At 66.8% G+C, this 18,602-nt stretch carries 17 protein-coding genes and 1 pseudogene; 8 read left to right on the top strand and 10 right to left on the bottom strand.

The features are described from left to right. From MKL09_RS18295 to MKL09_RS18310, 4 genes are all read right to left on the bottom strand, one after another. Window positions 1-243 (bottom strand): hypothetical protein, encoded by a 243-nt coding sequence (locus tag MKL09_RS18295; RefSeq protein ID WP_244022438.1) that lies wholly within the window; start codon window positions 241-243, stop codon window positions 1-3. A 431-nt stretch (window positions 244-674) separates the two neighbouring features. Then, entirely contained in the window at window positions 675-1,193 is a 519-nt protein-coding gene (msrA, locus tag MKL09_RS18300; protein WP_244022440.1) for a peptide-methionine (S)-S-oxide reductase MsrA, read from the bottom strand. A 113-nt stretch (window positions 1,194-1,306) separates the two neighbouring features. Continuing rightward, window positions 1,307-2,386: a catalase family protein gene (locus MKL09_RS18305; protein ID WP_244022442.1), complete on the bottom strand. Its 1,080-nt coding sequence runs from the start codon at window positions 2,384-2,386 to the stop codon at window positions 1,307-1,309. 862 nt (window positions 2,387-3,248) lie between these two features. Next, window positions 3,249-4,169 carry a LysR family transcriptional regulator gene (locus MKL09_RS18310; protein ID WP_244022444.1) on the bottom strand — a complete coding sequence of 307 codons (921 nt, stop codon included), beginning with the start codon at window positions 4,167-4,169 and terminating at the stop codon, window positions 3,249-3,251. Between the two features lie 167 nt (window positions 4,170-4,336). On the opposite strand from MKL09_RS18310, the gene MKL09_RS18315 reads away from it, so the two are divergent. The 7 genes and pseudogenes from MKL09_RS18315 to MKL09_RS18350 all read left to right on the top strand — a co-directional run. After that, the gene (locus MKL09_RS18315; RefSeq protein ID WP_244022446.1) at window positions 4,337-5,365 is read left to right on the top strand and encodes an Ldh family oxidoreductase; all 1,029 of its coding nucleotides are present in this window, start codon (window positions 4,337-4,339) and stop codon (window positions 5,363-5,365) included. Between the two features lie 83 nt (window positions 5,366-5,448). Next, window positions 5,449-6,753 carry an MFS transporter gene (locus MKL09_RS18320; RefSeq protein ID WP_244022448.1) on the top strand — a complete coding sequence of 435 codons (1,305 nt, stop codon included), beginning with the start codon at window positions 5,449-5,451 and terminating at the stop codon, window positions 6,751-6,753. 59 nt (window positions 6,754-6,812) lie between these two features. Then, the gene (locus tag MKL09_RS18325; RefSeq protein ID WP_244022450.1) at window positions 6,813-8,069 is read left to right on the top strand and encodes a lactonase family protein; all 1,257 of its coding nucleotides are present in this window, start codon (window positions 6,813-6,815) and stop codon (window positions 8,067-8,069) included. Next, window positions 8,066-8,824 carry a transporter substrate-binding domain-containing protein gene (locus MKL09_RS18330; RefSeq protein ID WP_244022452.1) on the top strand — a complete coding sequence of 253 codons (759 nt, stop codon included), beginning with the start codon at window positions 8,066-8,068 and terminating at the stop codon, window positions 8,822-8,824. Before MKL09_RS18325 ends, MKL09_RS18330 begins: the two co-directional genes overlap by 4 nt. A gap of 446 nt (window positions 8,825-9,270) precedes the next feature. After that, window positions 9,271-9,471, top strand: coding sequence for a response regulator (locus MKL09_RS18335; RefSeq protein WP_244022453.1), 201 nt, complete (start codon window positions 9,271-9,273; stop codon window positions 9,469-9,471). A 275-nt stretch (window positions 9,472-9,746) separates the two neighbouring features. Continuing rightward, window positions 9,747-12,380 carry an MHYT domain-containing protein gene (locus MKL09_RS18340; RefSeq protein ID WP_409566945.1) on the top strand — a complete coding sequence of 878 codons (2,634 nt, stop codon included), beginning with the start codon at window positions 9,747-9,749 and terminating at the stop codon, window positions 12,378-12,380. Between the two features lie 471 nt (window positions 12,381-12,851). Next, window positions 12,852-13,166, top strand: a pseudogene (locus MKL09_RS18350) (FAD-dependent oxidoreductase); the annotation flags it as partial. 81 nt (window positions 13,167-13,247) lie between these two features. Here the strand turns inward: MKL09_RS18350 and MKL09_RS18355 are convergent. Continuing rightward, a complete protein-coding gene (locus MKL09_RS18355; protein WP_244022457.1) occupies window positions 13,248-13,940 on the bottom strand; it encodes an ArsR/SmtB family transcription factor in 693 nt (230 codons plus the stop codon). 191 nt (window positions 13,941-14,131) lie between these two features. Between MKL09_RS18355 and MKL09_RS18360 the strand changes: the two genes are divergently transcribed. Then, window positions 14,132-14,806: an antibiotic biosynthesis monooxygenase family protein gene (locus MKL09_RS18360; protein WP_244022459.1), complete on the top strand. Its 675-nt coding sequence runs from the start codon at window positions 14,132-14,134 to the stop codon at window positions 14,804-14,806. A gap of 275 nt (window positions 14,807-15,081) precedes the next feature. Here the strand turns inward: MKL09_RS18360 and MKL09_RS18365 are convergent, their stop codons facing one another. The 5 genes from MKL09_RS18365 to MKL09_RS18385 all read right to left on the bottom strand — a co-directional run bounded on the left by MKL09_RS18365 (window position 15,082) and on the right by MKL09_RS18385 (window position 18,587). Beyond that, on the bottom strand, window positions 15,082-15,369 hold the full coding sequence (locus MKL09_RS18365; protein WP_244022488.1) for a DUF1272 domain-containing protein: 288 nt from the start codon (window positions 15,367-15,369) through the stop codon (window positions 15,082-15,084). Further along, window positions 15,344-16,006, bottom strand: coding sequence for a DUF7002 family protein (locus MKL09_RS18370; RefSeq protein ID WP_244022461.1), 663 nt, complete (start codon window positions 16,004-16,006; stop codon window positions 15,344-15,346). The genes MKL09_RS18365 and MKL09_RS18370 overlap by 26 nt, the downstream gene beginning before the upstream one ends. Before the next feature lie 50 nt (window positions 16,007-16,056). Further along, entirely contained in the window at window positions 16,057-17,598 is a 1,542-nt protein-coding gene (locus MKL09_RS18375) for an MFS transporter (RefSeq protein WP_244022463.1), read from the bottom strand. A 112-nt stretch (window positions 17,599-17,710) separates the two neighbouring features. Then, window positions 17,711-18,037 (bottom strand): DUF1993 family protein, encoded by a 327-nt coding sequence (locus MKL09_RS18380; RefSeq protein WP_244022465.1) that lies wholly within the window; start codon window positions 18,035-18,037, stop codon window positions 17,711-17,713. Window positions 18,038-18,080: 43 nt separating this feature from the next. After that, complete coding sequence (locus MKL09_RS18385) at window positions 18,081-18,587, bottom strand: DUF1993 family protein (protein ID WP_244022467.1); 507 nt, start codon at window positions 18,585-18,587, stop codon at window positions 18,081-18,083. Window positions 18,588-18,602: the final 15 nt, after the last annotated feature.

Genomic DNA, 18,602 nt, shown 5'->3' on the forward strand with positions numbered 1-18,602 from the left:
TTACGTCGAAAGTCCCGCAGGCCCCGGAAACGTCGCCCCGCTCCGCCCCTTGCGGCGCCGGGTGATCACCCGTCGAAGGATACGGGAGAGCGGCTCGACCGAGTAGGGTTCGTGCAGGAGATTGAGGCCGTGCGTGCAGTCCCGGGCCAGCACGTCGCTGTCGCTGGCGGTCAATACCACGGGACGGTCGCCGTGGGGCCGCCTGATCTCCCTGGCCAGGTCGCCACCGTCCATGCCCGGCATGACCACGTCCGAGAACACGGCGTCGACGCGCGTCGCATCCCGCTCAAGTTCCGCCAGCGCCTACCGCGCATCGGCGGTTAACACCGTCTCGTGGGCGAGGTCGTACAGCGTCCGGGTCGCGCGAACGACTGTGCTGGTGCTGGCGACGCGGCCCGATCGCAGCACCGTCTTGATGAGATCGTCCTGTTCCGGGTAACCGGGACGGTGATGGTTCTGCGCACGGCCGGGGCAATGGCACGGTCCAGTCAGACTGGGGCTTACAAGTCTCTTGCAAGGACCTCGCCTGCCGCAGCCGTGCGCCCGGAGGCGCCCGGCCGCATCGCTGTTCACGGATAGGCTGAGCGTCTGGTGGGTCGCCATGCTGTTCCGCCGCGCCGAGGGCCGGGCCGTCTCGCGCCGCGAAGCGCCCCGCCGAGAAGGCGGGGCCAAGTTCAGGCGTCCTGCGCGGCCGGGGATCGGATCGGCAGCGTCCAGCCCGGCCTGACGAAGTGGCAGGTATATCCATCCGGCCGCCGCTCGAGGTAATCCTGATGCTCCGGTTCGGCCTCCCAGAACGGGCCCACCGGCGCTACCTCGGTCACAACCTTGCCCGGCCAGAGCCCCGACGCGTCGACGTCGGCGATGGTATCCTCGGCGACCCGCCGCTGCACATCGTCGACATAGTAAATGGCCGAGCGATAGCTCAGGCCGCGATCGTTGCCCTGCCGGTTCGGCGTCGTGGGGTCGTGGATCTGGAAGAAGAACTCCAGGATGCGCCGGAAGCTCGTCTTGGCCGGGTCATAGATGATCTCGATGGCCTCGGCATGGGTGCCGTGGTTGCGGTAGGTCGCGTTCGGCACGTCACCGCCCGTGTAACCCACGCGGGTGGCGCGTACGCCGTCCTGGCGCCGGATCAGGTCCTGCATGCCCCAGAAACAGCCGCCCGCCAGTACCGCCCTCTCGTCCGTCATCGTGCTTCCTCCGTAGGACCGGAACGTCCCTTCGTGTCCCATAGATGGGAACGACGATCGCACTTCGCCCAGTCCGGGGGCGACATCGCCCGCATCGCGCAGGCCAGACGCCCTCAGCGCCCGGCGCCGGGCTCGTGGATCGGGCAGCCGTTAAAGCGCTGGCGGAACTCGGCCGAATGCCGGTAGGGGGCGTTGCGGGCGCGGTTGATGTTGCCGAGCGGTCGATGGGCGGCGAGCCCCGTCCAGACGCTGAAGCGCATCTCCTCGTCGACCGCCTGGACGCGGGTCTCGTCCCAGCTGTCCTGCGGGCGGACGGTGATCAGGCCGACCCGCTGAAACGGCGCCTCGTCCTCGTTCCAAGCGACGGTCGGGTCCTCGACGGGCTGGCGCGCGAGGTCGCGGCAGAGCTGGACCCGGAATTCCCACACGGCCTCGATCCCCTCCATCTCGGACCGGACCGTCTCGCGAATCGCGTTCGGGCGGCCGGAGGCATCGATCTCCGTGCCGGTGAGCGCGGTCAGGCCCGGGGCGACGGGGGCGACCGAGAACTTGGCGATATGCTCGCCGTACCGGAACGGGGTGACGCTGTAATAGGTCTCGCCGAGGGGATCGACGTTGGGCGCGCCCCCGAGCGAGCCGATGGTCGGGCTCTCGATGCCCACGGCCGTCAGGGCCTTGTTGACCCCGCGCAGCACCGTGGAGGCCGCGACCTTCAGGCCCTCCACCCGGTCGGTGGTGCCGGCGAGCAGCTTGAGGCTGCCCAGGAATTTTTGGGCGTTCGGGGCCTGGAAGACCTTGCCGTTGACCATGATGAAGTTCTGGGTGGTGCCCTCGGCATCAGGCAGCCGCTCGCCCGCGACGTCCAGGACCTTCAGGGCGAGGCCGCGGGGCAGCGAAACCGCGTCGGGCAGGATATCGCCGGCATTGGTCGACAGCCGCATGTAGACCTTGTGCTCGCCGGGCTTGGCGAACAGCCCCTGGGCCAGTTCCGGCGGCAGGTTCGGGTCGATCCTGAGGACGCCTTCCAGAATGCCGTGCGCCTTGGCGTGGACGGAGCGGACGGCATGACCCGAATCGTCGGCGACCGTCTGGAGAATGGTGTCGAAGGTCTCGTTCAGTCCCTCGATGGTTTTAGCCTCGTCGGGCTGCATGTGCTCGACATCGGGGCTGTAGTAGACAGGTGCTTGCAACATCAGGCGCTCCGGCTCGGCTCGGTATCGGAGTGAACACCGCCGGTCGTCCGCCGTTCCGAATTGCGCGCCATTCAATTATCTGTGAACAGCTTGCTGGAACGCAGGAAATGGGCGGTGATCGTTACCGATGGGGCGTGGCAAACGTCCGCTGTTCTCACCGCCTGGAGTTGTGAGGTGCGTCTCCAGCCTATCCTGCCGGACAACCCGGACTTGCCTCACGGCTTCCTTCAGATGAGGGCGCGCATTCCCGGCGCTGCTTCGCGGCAACGGAACAGCGTCGGGCCTCTCGGCGATACCGCGAGCCAACGGGGACCGCCCCCCCGATCGCATCGATCCGGTCGGACCCGAGGCTGACTCGGCAGGAACACCGAGCAGAGCCTTCAGCTGATAGAGACGCCGTTCCTGCCGGTCAGCCTTCGCGACGAAGGGCCGGTCGTTCTCCGGTCTCACAGATGGCCAGACGGGCGTGTCGGCTCCCAGCGTGATCCGGTGCCGTTGCTTGCGCTGACCGACCCTCGCTGCTCCAGACGCATGTAACGTGGTCGGAGGCACAGGTTCGACGCCGCTTGCGCGGGCTGCAGCCGTCGCCGAGCGATCGCACTGTTACCCAGCGTTACCCGGGTGCATTCGGCAGATTGTGAAATGATAACTGAGTGTTGGCGCGCCAGCCTGAACAAAAGCGCGAACACCTATGTCATTGAGATAGTGAGATAAATTTAAATCCCCCGCTGCTATCTCGGACTTCGCTGCCAAGGCATGCCCTTACCTTGCCGCAACGCGTCGTCCAAAAGCGGACGTAGAAGGTGGTCTGAAGTCCTCGGTTCGACGCCGACGGCCCATCGTGCGCCGAAGCCAACTGCTGCTACGAAGCTGAACTCGTGGAGGCTAAACTCGGCGCAACATCGGGGGCGTGATCGCCAATAGCCAGATGTGTTTCCTGGTCGACAATTCGCAGGAGTTGCGCGTAGGTGGACGCGACCGGCCAGAGGAGGCCCAGTTCTCGTCTGGGCGCCGGCTCGGGAAGGGCATGCTTCGTGAGGGTCAGGCCCTCCGGCCAGGGCAGCGTCCGATTGGGCACCAACGAGATGCCCAAGCCGCGATGAACCAGCACGGCGATGGCATCCAACGCGTCCAGCTCGATGCGGTCATTCGGGCGGATGCGCTGCTGGCGCAGGTAGTTCTCGGCGATCTGGCCGGACCACAGGGACCGGTCGTAGCGCACCAGAGGCCGCTCCCTAAGGAGTTGAAGCGGATCGGCGCCGGGGTCGCCCGCGGGCGCGATCACGACGTAAGGTTCTGCCCGAAGCGGCCGCCACATGAAGCTCTTCGGGAGCTTGAACGGAGGGTGGAAGAGGAACGCTCCGTCGATCTCAGAGCCGTTCAGCTTGTCAAAGACCTGTGCCGACGATCCCTTCTGCACGATGATCTCAAGATCCGGAAATTTCTTCGCCAGGGCGGGGAGAATGTCGCACAGGACAGTCGTGACCGCGGTCTGGGCGACGCCGAGCCGGATCTGCCCCCGGGGACGCTCCTCGTCCTGCAATGTCTTCAGCTCCCGCAGGTTGCGCAGGATCCCGCTCGCGCGAACCGCGACCTCTACGCCGGCCAGCGTCGGTTTCGAGGTACGGCCAGAGCGGGTCATGAGCGGGAAGCCGAGTTCCTCCTCCAGGCTGCGGATCCGCAGGGTGAGCGTGGTGGGGGCGATGTTGAGCCGCCGCGCCGCTTCCGCAACCGAACTACTCTCGGTAACGGCCACGAAGCTTTCGAGGAAGCGGGTGTCCACAATTCAGGATTCCTGAGGTCTGAACGCAGGCTTTACCCCGTTTATCGAAATTGCCCGCCTGTTCATAGTCACGCCAACAAGGCTCTCGGTCATACCAGAGCCAAAGGCGAAGGGCGCAGGCCCTTTCCGAGGGAGTTGGAGCGGCCATGCAGGACCAATCAGGAAGCGTGCTGTCTGAAGCTGAGCTGGGCGCGTTGGCGACACGGTCGCTTATCGGACTGGGTCTCGATCCCAAGGACGCAGCCGACACGGCCGGGATCCTCGTTTTGGCCGAGATGTTCGGCCTCGGAACGCATGGCGTCGGCCGGATCGAATCGTACGGCGAGCGGCTCGATATCGCCGGCATCAATCCGCGGCCGTCCATCACGGTGGAACCCGTGGCGCCCGCCCTGATCCGAGTGGATGGCGACAACGGCGTCGGCCCGCTGGTCGGAATGCGAGCCATGGAGGCCGCCATGCAGGCGGCGGCCACGACGGGCGTCGCGTTGGCGCTCGCCCGCGGCAGCAACCATTTCGGCCCAGTTTCGCCGTACAATTACATGGCCGCCCAGGCGGGGTTCGCGAGCCTGATCGGCAGCAACGCCACCACCACCATCGCGCCCTGGGGCGGCAGCGAAGCCCGGCTCGGCAACAGCCCATGCGGCTTCGGTTTCCCCAACCCGGGCGGCGACCCGATCATCCTCGACATGGCGATCAGCGTGGCGGCGCGCGCCAAGATCCGCAACGCCGCCAAGGCCGGGCAGCCGATCCCCGACACGTGGGCGACCGACCGGACGGGCCGGCCGACCACCGATCCGAACGAGGCCCTGAACGGCTTCCTCCTGCCGATCGGCGGGCACAAGGGCTACGGCCTCGCCCTAGTAGTTGACCTGCTCGCCGGGCTGCTGTCGGGCGCCGCCTACCTCACCCACGTAAAGTCATGGGTCGATGCGCCCGAGGAACCCCAGAACCTAGGCCATTACTTCCTGTTGATCGACACCAAGCGGCTCGGCGCCTCCGACTGGCTGTCCGGGCGGATGAGCGATTTCGCCGACATCCTCCACTCCACGCCGCCGGCGGACCCGAAGGCGCCGGTGCTGGTGCCTGGCGAGATCGAGAATCGGAACCTCGCGCGGGCGCGACGTAAGGGAGTCCGGCTCGATCCGTCGCTGCTCGCCAAGCTCCAGGCGCTTGCGGCGCGCGTGTCTCCCGGCTGATCCGAACACGTCGCCTATCGGCGACAGGCCGGCACCATTCGTCAAAGGCCCTGACCACAAGGGGCGTGAGCGGGGAGGCATCCATGAGCGAAGCCATTCGGTACTCCTTGGGCGCGGCGGTCGACGACGAGGCCCTGAAGAAGGCCGCCTTCGCCAAGGTGATTTGGCGGATGCTGCCGATCCTGACGCTGGCCTACGTCTTCAACTTCCTCGACCGTACCAATATCGGCTTCGCGGCCCTTCAGATGAACCGCGATATCGGTCTGTCGGCGACGCAGTTCGGCTGGGGCGCTGGCATCCTGTTCGTCGGCTATTGCGGCTTCGAGATCCCGGGCAACATGCTCTTGTACCGGTACGGTGCCCGGCTGTGGATCTCACGCATCATGATCTCGTGGGGCCTGGTGTCCTGCGCCATGGCGTTCGTGGCCGGCCCGACAAGCTTCTACCTGCTGCGTTTCGCGCTGGGCGTGGCCGAGGCCGGCTTCTTTCCCGGCATTGCGTACTTCCTGTCCGCCTGGTTCCCCGCACAATACCGAGCTCGCATCCTGTCCTGGTTCCTCGTGGCGATCCCGGTGTCGTCGGTCCTCGGTGGCCCGCTCGGTGGAATGCTGTTGGAGTTCGACGGCCTCGGGGGCTTGGCCGGATGGAAGTGGCTCTTCATCATCGAGGGTGTGCCCGCGACCATCATTGGGTTGGTGCTCTTGAAGATGCTCGCCGACAAGCCGCAGGACGCCACGTGGCTGAGCGCGGACGAGAAGCGGGTCATCATCGCCAGCGTGGAAGGCGAGAAACGCGACCGTGCCGTCAGCCATTTCGGGACCGCGCTGCGCGACATCCGAGTGTGGATGTGCACCCTCGTGTATCTCGGCTTCACGGTGGGCTCCTACGGCATCCAGATCTGGCTGCCGCAGATCCTCAAGGGGCAGAACCTCACCAACCTCCAAGTCGGCTGGATCTCGGCGATCCCCTACCTGGCGGCCAGCGTCGGCATGATCCTATGGGCACGCTTCGCCGACCGCTCGGGCAGGAAGATCACCAATCTCGCGCTCTGCTGCCTTCTAGCCGTCGTCGGCTTCCTGATCGCCATCTCGACGGGCCGGTTCGACCTCTCGTTGCTCGGTCTGACGGGTGCGCTCGTCGGTGTAACGGCTGCCCGGGCGATCTTCTGGTCCATCCCCACCCGCTTTCTCACGGGGATCGCGGCCGCGGGCGGCATCGCCTTTATCAACACGATTGGCACCACGGGCGGGTTCTTCGGCCCGACCATCGTGGGCTGGCTCAAGGACGCGACCGGTTCATTCGAGGCTGGGCTTCTCGCCATGGCCGGGTTCCTGGCGATGTCGACGGTCGTCGCCGTCCTGCTCAAGCGCGTCATCCGCGACGAGTGAACGGGTGGCCGCCGTCCACCCACAACGCGAGAAGAAGCCAACCGGATAGGAAACGCCACGTGATCGCCCGGAGAACCATCCTGACCGCCATCGCCGGCAGCATCGCCGCCCCCACGCTTTCGGCCGCTCAGCCCGCCACCGGCGCCCCCTCGAGCCGCTTGGCACTCTACGCCAATGTCGGCCCCGACCTCATCCACTATGACGTGGACGTCGAGGCCGCGACCCTCACACGGCGCGGCACGGTCACGCTGCCGGACAGCGTGCAATACGCTTGGCCGCACCGCTCGCGGCGCTTCCTCTACGTCGTGACCAGCAGCACGGCCCCAGGGAACGGCGCCGCCCCGAGCAACTCGCACCATCTCGTGGCGCTGAGGATCGGCGATGACGGCGCTTTGACGCCGCACGGGGCGCCCGTGGTGCTTCCGACGCGCCCCATCCACATGAGCACCGACATCCCGTCCGAGAACATCCTGGTCGCCTTCAACAAGCCCTCCACCCTGCGCGTCTACCGCATCCGGGCCGACTGCACGCTTGGCGAGGAGGTCCGCCAAACCGGGCCGGTCGAGGCCGGCATCTATGCCCACCAGGTGCGCGTGACCCCGGACAACAAGACGGCCATCCTGGTCACGCGCGGCAACGAGGGCACGGCCGCGCAGCCCGAGGAGCCCGGCGCCCTCAAGGTGTTCGACTACGCCGGGGGACAACTCAGCCACGAGATCTCGATCGCACCCGACGGTGGCCGCAATTTCGGGCCGCGTCACCTCGATTTTCATCCAAGCCGGCCCTGGATCTATCTGTCCATCGAGACTCAGAATCAGGTCTGCCTCCTGCACATGGCGGACGGCAAGATCGGCCCCGACCTGCTGTTTCGGACCGGAACGCTGGCCGAGCCCGGCAAAGATCGGGCGCGCCAAGCCGCGGGCCCGATCCACGTCCACCCGAACGGGCGCTTCCTGTACGGCTCGAACCGGGCTGAGCAGACGGAGGATGTTCAGGGCACACCCGTGTTCAAGGGGGGCGAGAACGGCATCGTGGTCTACGACCTGGACATGGGGACGGGCGAACCCAAGCCCATCCAGCATGTCGATACGCGCGGCATCCATCCGCGCACCTTCCACATTGACCCGAGCGGACGGATCTTGGTCGCCGAGCACAACCTGCCGGTCACGGTGCGCGACGGAGACGATTTGAGGGTGGTGCCGGCCGGTCTGTCGGTGTTCCGCATCGGGGCTGACGGAAAGTTGGACTTTGCCCGCAAGTACGACCTCGACGTGAAGGATCAGACGATGTTCTGGATGGGCATGGTGCAATCATGACTGCCTCCGCAACCCTGGACGACCTCACGTCGGTCCGCTCCGACCTTGCGCCCAGTGGCACGTTGCGGGCCGCCATCAATTTCGGCAATCCAGTCCTGGCTCAGAAAGACTCGGAGACGGGTGAGCCTCGTGGCGTCTCGGTCGTCCTCGCGACCGAGCTTGCCCGGCGCCTCGGCGTGCCTGTCGCGTTCACTACGTTCGAAGCCGCCGGGAAGGCTTTTGCAGCTCTGAAAGCAAACGAAGTCGATATCGCGTTCCTCGCACTCGAACCCGAGCGAGCGGCGGACGTCGTCTTTACGGCACCGTACGTCGTGATCGAGGGCACCTACTTGGTCCGCGACGACTCACCCCTCAAGGTGATCGACGACTTCGACCAGCCGGGAATACGCATCGCGGTCGGCCTGAACGCGGCCTACGACCTGTTCCTGACTCGTACCTTGAAGAACGCCGAGCTGGTTCGTGCGCCGACGTCGTCAGGGGCGGTGGATCTCTTCCTGAGTGAGGGCCTGGAGGCGGCGGCCGGCGTGCGGCAGCCCCTTGAGGACCACGCGCGTGCGCAAGACCGTCTGAGGGTAGTCGCCGGGCGCTTCACCTCCATCAATCAGGCAATGTGCATGACACCCGGGCGAAGCGCCGGCCTGCGTTACCTCGCAGCCTTCGTAGAGGATGCCAAAGCGTCCGGTTTGGTGTCGGTCGGTCTCGTCCAAAGCGGGCAGGACGGAGGTCTGGTGGCGCCCCGCTCGGACACGAGGTGAGTCTCATCACCGGAGATGCAGTGATCCAGCAGGTCCGCTTTCTCACTCCGACACCGCGGTAGCGGCCTTTCGGCTTTCGGCCAAACTCGGCTGCCAGGTTCGTCCTTGGGGTAGCTGAGCAGGGTGGTTTTGCGTCGGTCCGCTTTCATACATCTTTGCAACGAAGCGGACGTTGTCGCTGCGCCCGGTCGCTACCTTTCTCAGACGTGCGGTAAAGCTGGCGTAGGCCCGCATCCACTCATTGCAGGAGGCCGTCAAACCGCAACTTACCTGCCCCCGATCAATTGAAAAGTGTGAAAGCGAACGTGCAGACTATATTTTAGACCTCCACCACATCAGCGAAAGATGATTTCCCGCGCAGGCGCGACTACTCCGACGAGCGTCACGTACCGCATTGGCTGCTGAAGCGCTTCCGCCCTCGGGACCACGAGGGACCGCTACTCCTCATGGACAACGATGCCGACACCCGCGAACGAAGGTCGGCCCGCCTCACTCGAGACAGCTGGCGCATCGTCACGGTCGAGAACGAAAAAGTCGGGCTCGCGGCCATCGCGTCTGAGCAGCTCTGCCTCATCCTTCTCGACCTGATGATGCCCGAGATGAACGGCTTCGCCTTACTGAACATTCTCCGAGCCACGCCGGAATAGGGTTGGATACCGGTCGTGGTGCTGACCGCCGAAGCCGTGGATGGCGAGGACCGTCATCGCTTACCCGGGCGGGCTGATTGGAACCTTCAATAGGGCCAGATCGGCTTTGACGACTCGCCCACCCTGCTGCGTTTGGTGGTCTTGCCGACACCGGTTTAATTTTCCGAAGGCCATCGCGCTGACGGCTCGCGGAGTCTTGCACCACCGGACTGTAAGATTACCCAGAGGCCGCTGCCGTTTGGTGCTACGGACCCCGTGCCCCCACCGGATATCCCATGGCCCATACCGGATACAACCCGCTCCTCGTCACGCTTTCAATCGTCATCGCGGTGTTCGCGTCCTACGCTGCCCTCGACCTCGGTGCCCGCGTTCGGCGTCCGGATGCCGGTGCGCGGTGGGCCTGGGGCGCCGGCGCAGCAGTGGCGATGGGCGGCGGCATCTGGTCGATGCATTTCGTCGGCATGCTTGCCTTCGAGATGGGCATGACTGCGGCCTACGACCTGGGTCTGACGCTCCTGTCACTGCTGATCGCGGTAGGTGTCACGGCCGGCGCCTTTGCCTGGGTCGCACGCCGGGGAACGGGTGCGGGCTCGTTGCTGGTCGCGGGTCCGCTCATGGGCCTTGGCGTGGCGGCGATGCACTACACCGGCATGGCGGCGATGCGCGTGCCTGGCAACCTGGCCTACAACCCTACTGTCGTGACGGTATCGGTCGCCATCGCGGTAACAGCTGCGACTGCCGCCCTCTGGCTGACCTTCCGCCGTAATCGGCCCTGGCAGAAGCTGGCCGCCGCCTGCGTGATGGGGCTTGCGGTCGCCGGGATGCACTACACCGGGATGGCCGCGGCGACCTTCACCGCGCAGGAGGCCGGCGCCCATGCGGCCCACGTAGCCACCCTGGCGGCCGGCCAACGCGACCTCGCCCTGGCGGTAGCGGGAGTCACCTTCCTCATCCTGTTCCTGGCGATGATCGCCTCCTCGCTCGACCAACGTCGGGTACAGCGACGCCTGCACGTCAGCGAGGCGCGCTTCCGATCCGCCGTTAGGGCCGTCAACGGCGTGATGTGGACCACCGACGCCGCCGGGCATTTCGTCGAGGAGCAGGCAGGGTGGGCGGAGATCACCGGGCACACCCCGGAGCAGTACATGGGCGCGGGCTGGGCCAAGGCGATCCATCCCGAGGATCTTCCGGCGACAGTCGCGACGTGGACCGAAGCGTTGCGTGCTGAGGCCCCGTACACGGTCGAGCATCGCGTGCGTACCGCCGAGGCGGGCTGGCGCCGGTACGTGGCGAGGGCAGTGCCGGTGCGCGATGCCGACGGCGCGATCCGGGAGTGGGTGGGCGTCCACGAGGACATCACCGAGCGTCACGCGTTCGAGCTCGCACTCAAGGAGGCGAGGGACGCCGCCGAGGAGCACAGTCGGGCCAAGAGCCGGTTCCTGGCTAACATGAGCCATGAGCTCCGGACGCCGCTCTCGGCCGTCATCGGCTACTCCGAAATGCTTGAGGAGGAGGCGGAGGAACTCGGTCAGGAGAGCCTTCTCAAGGACCTCGGCAAGATCAAGTCGAACGCCCAGCACCTCCTAGGCCTGATCAACGACGTGCTCGACCTGTCGAAGGTCGAGGCCGAGAAGATGGAGCTCTATCCCGAGGACATTGACGTCTCTGCCTTCGTCACGGACGCGGCGGCCACGGTCGAAGCCCTGATCGGGAAGAAGGGAAACGTCCTTGTGCTCGACGTAGCCGATGGCGTGGGCCAGGCTCGAACGGACGCGGTGAAGCTGCGCCAGTGCCTGTTCAACTTACTCTCGAACGCCGCCAAGTTCACCGAGGGCGGCACCATCACCCTTGAGGCCGGGCGGGAGGCGGGCGCCCGCGGCGACTGGCTCAAGTTCACGGTACGGGATACCGGCATCGGCATGAACTCCGAGCAGGTCGGGCGCCTGTTCGAGCGCTTCACGCAAGCCGACGAGAGCACCACGCGCAACTACGGCGGGACCGGCCTCGGGCTGGCTCTCAGCCGCGCCTTCGCCCAGTTGCTAGGCGGCGACATCTCCGTCACGAGCGTCGAAGGCGAGGGAACAAACTTCACCCTGCGCGTGCCGGCGGCGGCACCGGACCGGACGGTCGATATCGCGCCGGACGCGGTACCGGAGAACGGCGAACGCATGGATGACCTGGTACTCGTCATAGACGACGAGGCGTCCCAGCGCGAGCTCATGACCCGGTTCCTCGAACGCCAGCGCTTCTCCGTGCGCACGGCGGGGGACGGGCGCACCGGCCTCACCCTAGCCCGGTCGCTCAAGCCTCGCGCCATCCTCCTCGACGTGATGATGCCCGAGATGGACGGCTGGTCGGTCCTCGCTGCCCTCAAGTCGGATCCCGAAACCGCCGGTATTCCGGTGGTCATGGTGAGCTTCGTCGCCGACGCGACGCTCAGTGCGTCGCTCGGAGCCATCGAAGCTGTTCCGAAACCAGTGGACTGGGTGCGCCTCCGGACGATCCTGGACCAGTTCCGGGCAGCGGACGGCGACGTCCTCGTCGTCGACGACGACGCGGACATGCGGCACCGCCTACGAACAGCCCTGGAACGCAACGGCTGGAGCGTCCGCGAGGCCGGCGATGGCCGTGAGGCGCTGGATCAGGTCAGGCTCGGCATGCCGCGCCTGGTCCTCCTCGACCTCACTATGCCGGTGATGGATGGGTTCTCGTTCCTCGACCGCCTGAGGGGATTGCCGGGTTGCGCCGACGTGCCGGTGGTGGTCCTCAGTGCCCGGGATATTACGGCCGATGAGCGTGACCGGTTGTCTGAGGCCGATCGCGTCCTGCGCAAGGGAGATTCTAGTCTCCAGGACATCGCCACCGAGTTGCGCAAACTCGACAACCGCCAAGTCATCAGGTCGACCTAGGACATCTGATCGGACAACCGTGCTCATAGCGACACGACGGTCGAGCGCTGGCATTATGGGGACTACGACGAGCTGCGTCGCCACCACCAAGTGTCTGTAGAGGCCTACAATTACGGCCGCCTCTCGACGACCCTACGGGGGCCGCACACCCTACGAATTTATTTGCTAAACCTGGGCGAAATAGCCTCAATGCTTCAGGCTCCATCAGTCACGCCATATGCTTAGACCAAATATCTAGGAACGTCCGCTTGCTGGCCGTGCAATGGGGCAAAAACCTTCGACCAGAACGGGTGAATTTCAGCTAGTCTGCTTTGGGGCAGCGGTGCATGGAAGCGGACATTCTCGCCGAGCTTGCTCACGACCCGTTGCAGACCCCAGGAACGTCCACTTCCGGGCAGCTTGGTGGACGATGTCTAACGGCCGGAGTGGGTGGATTTCCACCGGTCTGTTTCTGAGGGCATGAGGTTCACCCTATTCGGCAGCGACGTGGGCTCGGCCATCCGGCCGCTCGCGGGCACCGCCTGGAGCCGGATGGCGTCCATCGGTAGAGCCTACAGCTGCGCCCTGCCAGGCCAGTCGCAGGCGCGCGCACGCTTGGCCCAGCCGTTTGAGGACCGGTTCTTCTTCGCGGGCGAGGCGACGCATCCCTTCGACTTCACGACCGCCCATGGGGCCCATGACAGCGGTCAACGGGGCGCCGACGAAGCCATGGCGGCGTTTCGGAACAGGCATCCGCTCGGTCGGCGAGGTTTCAATGTCACCGCGGGAGCGCGATCCATCCGGTAGGACCTCAGTCCCGATCGCGCAGAGCCGTAGTCGACGACGACCTCGACATCGGCGCACGCTCCATCCTCGTGCGCCGCGCTCTCAGATGTGGAACCCGAAGGTGTCCGCGAACCCGCGCCGGCCGGTTGGGGTCAACGTGACGACCCGCCCGTCCCGGGCCCGATCAATCCAACCAAGTTCCTCGCAGCGGCAGCACAGCGCAGCCCCGAGGCGGCCGGCGAGGTGCGGTCGCCGCTCGCTCCAGTCCAGACATGGGCGACAGAATAGGCGCTTGGTCCGGCCGACGGGCTCGACCGGCACCCCGAACCGCGCGAGCCAAGCACGGCCAGCCTCAGTCGCCTCGCCGGCCTCTTCGCCCAGAACGATCAGGCCGCGCGATACGAGCGCGTCGGCGATGGCTACACCGAGACGTCCTGCAAGGTGGTCGTAGCAGGTTCGAGCCTCGCGCAGTTCCGGACTGATCCGGGGCGTTGCGCGCCGCGCGATTGACTCCGGCCCGGCTGCCGCCACCACCAGAATGGTCTCCAGCATCCGGGCGACCTCGGGCGTGGCGAGCCGGAAGTACCGATGGCGGCCCTGGACGGTGACGCCGAGCAGGCGTCCCTCGACCAGCTTCGCGAGGTGACCGCTCGCGGTCGGTGCCGTGACGCCCGCCGTGTGGGCCAGTTCCGTCGCCGTCAGTGCACGGCCGTCCAGAAGGGCCGTGAGGATGTTGGCCCGTGCCGGATCCCCTATCAGGGCGGCTGTTCCGGACATGCTGGCGGCGCTCGTCATCACGGGATCATAAGGCCTGCCTGGTCGTCGATCACGACGAAACGCTTCGGTCGAGGCCGAAGCGTTCACCGCAGACATCGGACGCCTCCCATCGCAAACTCCTCGTCAATCCGCTGGAGACGACGCCACGCCATGAGATCCCTCTCGGCGGAAGCATCTCAGCCTGACCCAACCCACCGTGGAGGGGAACCATGTTCTCGGTCATCTTCGAGGTTCATCCCGGCGCAGGGCGGAGGGAGGCCTATCTGGAGCACGCCAAGATGCTGAAACCGGAACTGGAGGGCATGGACGGCTTCATCGACAACGAGCGCTTCGTGAGCCGCACGCGACCAGGTCGGGTGTTGTCGCACTCGACCTGGCGGGACGAGAAGTCGGTGATCCGCTGGCGCACGCATGCCGGCCATCACCTCATCCAGGAGAAGGGCCGGTTCGAGATCTTCTCGGACTACCACCTTCGCGTCGGCGAGGTAACGGCGGACAGCCACCCGCCCCAGGGTCATGCGGTGCGCGAGCAGCGCCTCGACGCGACTGAAGTCGGCCGCAGCAAGGCGTGCCTGCTCATCGAGGCAGCGCCTCGCGAGGGCCAATCCCTGCCCGACGACTTGGTCGGCGCGTTGGGGCTCGCCCCAGCGGGCGACGGCCTTGTCGCCGCAGACGTGTTCGATTCCTTCTACAATCCGGGCAAGGTCATGCTGCTGTCGTCGTGGATCGATGCAGATGCGGCCTCGGCGTTCACCCCCGCCGTGCCGGCCGAGGCCGCGCGCATCCGTGTACGAAGCGTTCGCGTAATCCGAGATTACGGCATGTTCGACCGGCGCGAGAGCCCGCAGTTCTACCCGCCGGTCGACCAACGGGAGCGCCGCTGAACGCCTAAGATATCCTGAACCAGTCTGAGATGTCCCAGGTCCGCGCTGCTTCAGGATTTTCGGCGTCGGGCGATCCGCCCGCTACAGTGCGTTGCCGGCCGCCCGCAACGGCGGGATGCGTTTCGCCGGTGACACGTTGGGTTTCACCGTGGAGGGTACTCGGATCAGGTCCGTCTGAGGTGTGATCCGTTGGTTCTGTGCTCATCGTCCTGAAGCTCCATCGCGGGAGAGTTGAAGCTGCCCGGACCATCCAGGACGCGCCGCCCTCAGGCATGTCAGGCCGCTGTGTCGGCCAGGCTCGGATCGGGGGTCGCGTTGCAGCCGCCTGCCCTCAGAACCCGCTTGGTCGAGGCCGGGTACTTAGCCAGGCCACCGACCGGCCCGGCGAGCGGGCGGACCGGCCTGGGCGTGAGGTTGCCCAGGCAGTTCGGGCAGTGCCCGTCCAGCACGCCGGTCGTGCAGTCGTGGCAGAACGTGCACTCGAAGGTGCAGATGTAGGCTTCCCTGCTGTCAGGCGGCAGGTCGCGGTCGCAGCACTCACAGTTCGGACGCAGTTCCAGGATCGCCATCGACACCTCCATGCTTCGGGTCGCCGTCGTCCGGGACGGGCTCGCGCGAGACACCGACCAGGTAGGGGGCGCGTGCCGGGACCGTGCACGCGAAAAGGACCTCGGCCGGAGGACGCGAGGGTTGCCCGGCCGGCCAGCCCTCGCGGAGCCAGGTCCGGTAGGGAACGAGGGTGCCGCGCCCGCGCCGGGCGGCCTTGCGGCGGGCGTTGCCGGTGTTGATCGGGGACACGAAGGCTTGGTCCCCGAACTGGTCCAGCACAGCGGCGCCGTCGAAGGTCAGCAGCACCTGGGGGCGACCGCCGCAAGCTCCCCAATGGCGCTCCATGCGCGCGCGGTCGGGCCAGAGGAAGACGAACCCGTTGAGGAGCGCGTACCAGTCCCCAGGGTCCATCCCGTCGTCGAGCGCCGGGGAAAGGGCCGCCGGCGGCATCGGCCGCTGGTCGCGGACCACGACGCCGTTCGGCAGGCGCAGGCAGTCTGGCCGGTGGCCGCGCAGGATGGCGGCGCGCTCGGTCTCCACGAGCCCGGCCCGCACGAGCAGGCTCTCGGCGCTCATCAGCCCATGCGCTTGGATCGAGTCGAGATTGCTCGCTTCGGCGAGGTGATACAGGCGGCCGGGCGGCCGCCTCAAGCGGCGCGTCGGGGGCCCGGACCGCCCGCCAACGCCTTGCGGTCCGGGCGTCACGCCAGAACCTTCCGGTTGGACGCGGACGCGAGCGCAACGACCGGCGGCGTGTCGGTGGCGCTCACGAGGCGCCACGTGACGAACGTCGCGACGAGCATGAAACCGAGGCTTGCCAGGAAGAGGGCCTGGTATCCCCCGGCGAAGCTCGCATGCGCGAGTTCCGCGAGGGCCGGCGTCCCGGCTCGCGACAGGTCGCCGGCCGTGATCTCGCCGATGAGCCGGAGCCGCTCGCCCGCGTCTAAATCCGGCATCGCGCCAGCGATCATGGAGGCGACCCTGCCGTAGAGGACGGCCCCGAGTGCCGCCAGGCCGAGCGAGATGCCCATGAAGCGCATCGTGCCGGCGATGCCCGAGGCCATCCCGCCGCGTTCCCTCGGGATCAGCGACATGCCGATCTTGGTGGTCTCGCTGTTGAGCAGGCCTGAGCCGGAGCCGATGAGGAGCATGCCGGGCACCATCGGCTCGTATGCGCGCAGCCGCACGACCGCGGCGAAGGCGAGCAGGCCCACGCTGACGCTCGCCAGACCCAGGGTCAGGATCGCGCGGCCGGAGTACCGGATGATGAGATGTCGGTTCACCAGCCGCGGCACGAGGAAGAGCGGCAACACCATGGGCAGCATCATCAGCCCAGCCGTCCCGGGGCCGTGGCCGAGCCCGCTCTGCAGAAGGATCGGCACGAAGGTTAGCATCGTGAGGATGCCGCCCGAGAACGCCAGCTGCGCGACGTTCACGCCCAGGTACGACGGGCTGCGGAAGTAGGCGAGCGAGACCATCGGTCGGTCCTGCCGCAACTCCACGAGGACGAAGGCGGCGAGGAACAGCAGGGCGCCGGTCAGGCCCCCGTCGATCCAGGGGTCGGCCCAGCCGCGATGGTTGCCCTCGATGAGCGCGAACGTTGCCAGGAACAGTCCGGTGCCGAAGCAAAGGACGCCGGGCAGGTCGAGGCGGACCGCGCCGGGGTCCTTCGAGTTCTCGATGACCTTCGCGGCCAGGACGATGAGCGCGGCGCCGATGGGCAGGTTGACGTAGAACGCCCATTCCCAGCCGAGGTATTGGGTGATGAGGCCGCCGACCACGGGGCCGGAGGCCATGCCGATCCCGATGACCGAGCCCCAGAACGCGAAGGCCCGGGCGCGGGCCTCGCCATGGACGGCGTGCGAAAGCGCGGCCAGGGACGCGCTGAGCTGCATGGCCGCACCGGCCCCCTGAAGGGCCCGACCAGCGACCAGCACGGAAAGGTTCGGCGCGGAGCCGCACAGCAGCGACGCGAGCGTGAAGACCGCCAGCCCCGCAACCAGCAGGCGCTTCCGGCCGAAGCGGTCCGCCAGCGCGCCGGCCGGCAGCAGCAACGAGGCGAAGCTCAGCATGTAGGCCGTCACCACCCACTCGATGCCGGCGAAGCTCGCGTCGAGTGAGCGGGCGATGGCCGGCAACGACACCGAGACGATGTTGGCGTCGAGCTGGAGCATGAACGCCGGCACCGAGGTGCAGAGCAGGACGAGGAGGTGGCCCCTCGCAGGCTTCGAAGGCATGGTCATTCGGAAGCCTCGCACGTCGCTAGGTTTTGATGCTTCGGTCGCGACCGAAGCATCGTCTCGGACGGCCTCCATCCTGCCGGGAGCCGGTTCGCAATCGCCGTCCGACGCCGTGTCATCCAGCCGTCCTCGGTACCGCTTCGGTGGCCTGGCCGATACGACTAGCCGCGCCGCGAACCTGATCGAACGTGGCCTCTCCGGCCGCAAAGGGAGGCGCCTCGATCGCAGAGATCCGCGCCGCGCTCCCCTTCGCGGTGTCGGAGGACAGTCGTACCTGGCCGACCAGCGTCGGCATGTCGGGGTCGTGCCGCGCCAGGGCGTAGGACGATGGATCCGCACCGGCCACGGCCGCGTGGGCCTCCGCCTTGTCGAGCGAGGTGGGGAGGATGGCCGGACCGCGCGTGTACACGGGTACGGACGCCCCGTGGAGGAAGAGGGACATCATCAGTTCCTTGTGATGCCTCGAAGCGAACCGGGACGGAACTTCAGTCCTCGTTCCAGGTAAGGGGCCCAAGGAAGTCGAGCTTGCCGACGTCGACGCCGTCATGGCGAAGGATCGCGTAGGCCATCGCCACGTGGAACAAGACGTTCGGTACGACCATCTGCAGGAGGTAATCCTTGCCGCCGAGAGTCTTCCCGCCCGCCCAGTCGATCCTGACCCGGCGCTCGCCCGCGCCCTCGTATTCCTCGCGCGCCACGCTTTCCGCGAAGGCGACCGTCTTCCGGATGCGGGCGCGCACCTCGACGATGGTCCGCTCGTCGTCCGCGTGCCGGGGCGGTGTCTGCCCCGACAGCCAGGCCGCCCCGCCCTTGAGGTAATCGCAGGCGCTCTGAACTTGGTAGACAAGGTTCCTCATGTCCGGCGCGAGGCGACCGGTCATGAGGACGCCGACGTCGAAACCCCTGGCCGCCGCGTGCGCCTCAGCCTTGTCTAGGAAGGTCTCGACGTTCCTAAGCGCCTGGACGCACTGGGTGATCACCTGAAAGTACATTCTCGGCCCCCTCAC

Origin of the sequence: Methylobacterium sp. J-048 (genome assembly GCF_022829515.1) — a bacterium.
Taxonomy (GTDB): domain Bacteria; phylum Pseudomonadota; class Alphaproteobacteria; order Rhizobiales; family Beijerinckiaceae; genus Methylobacterium.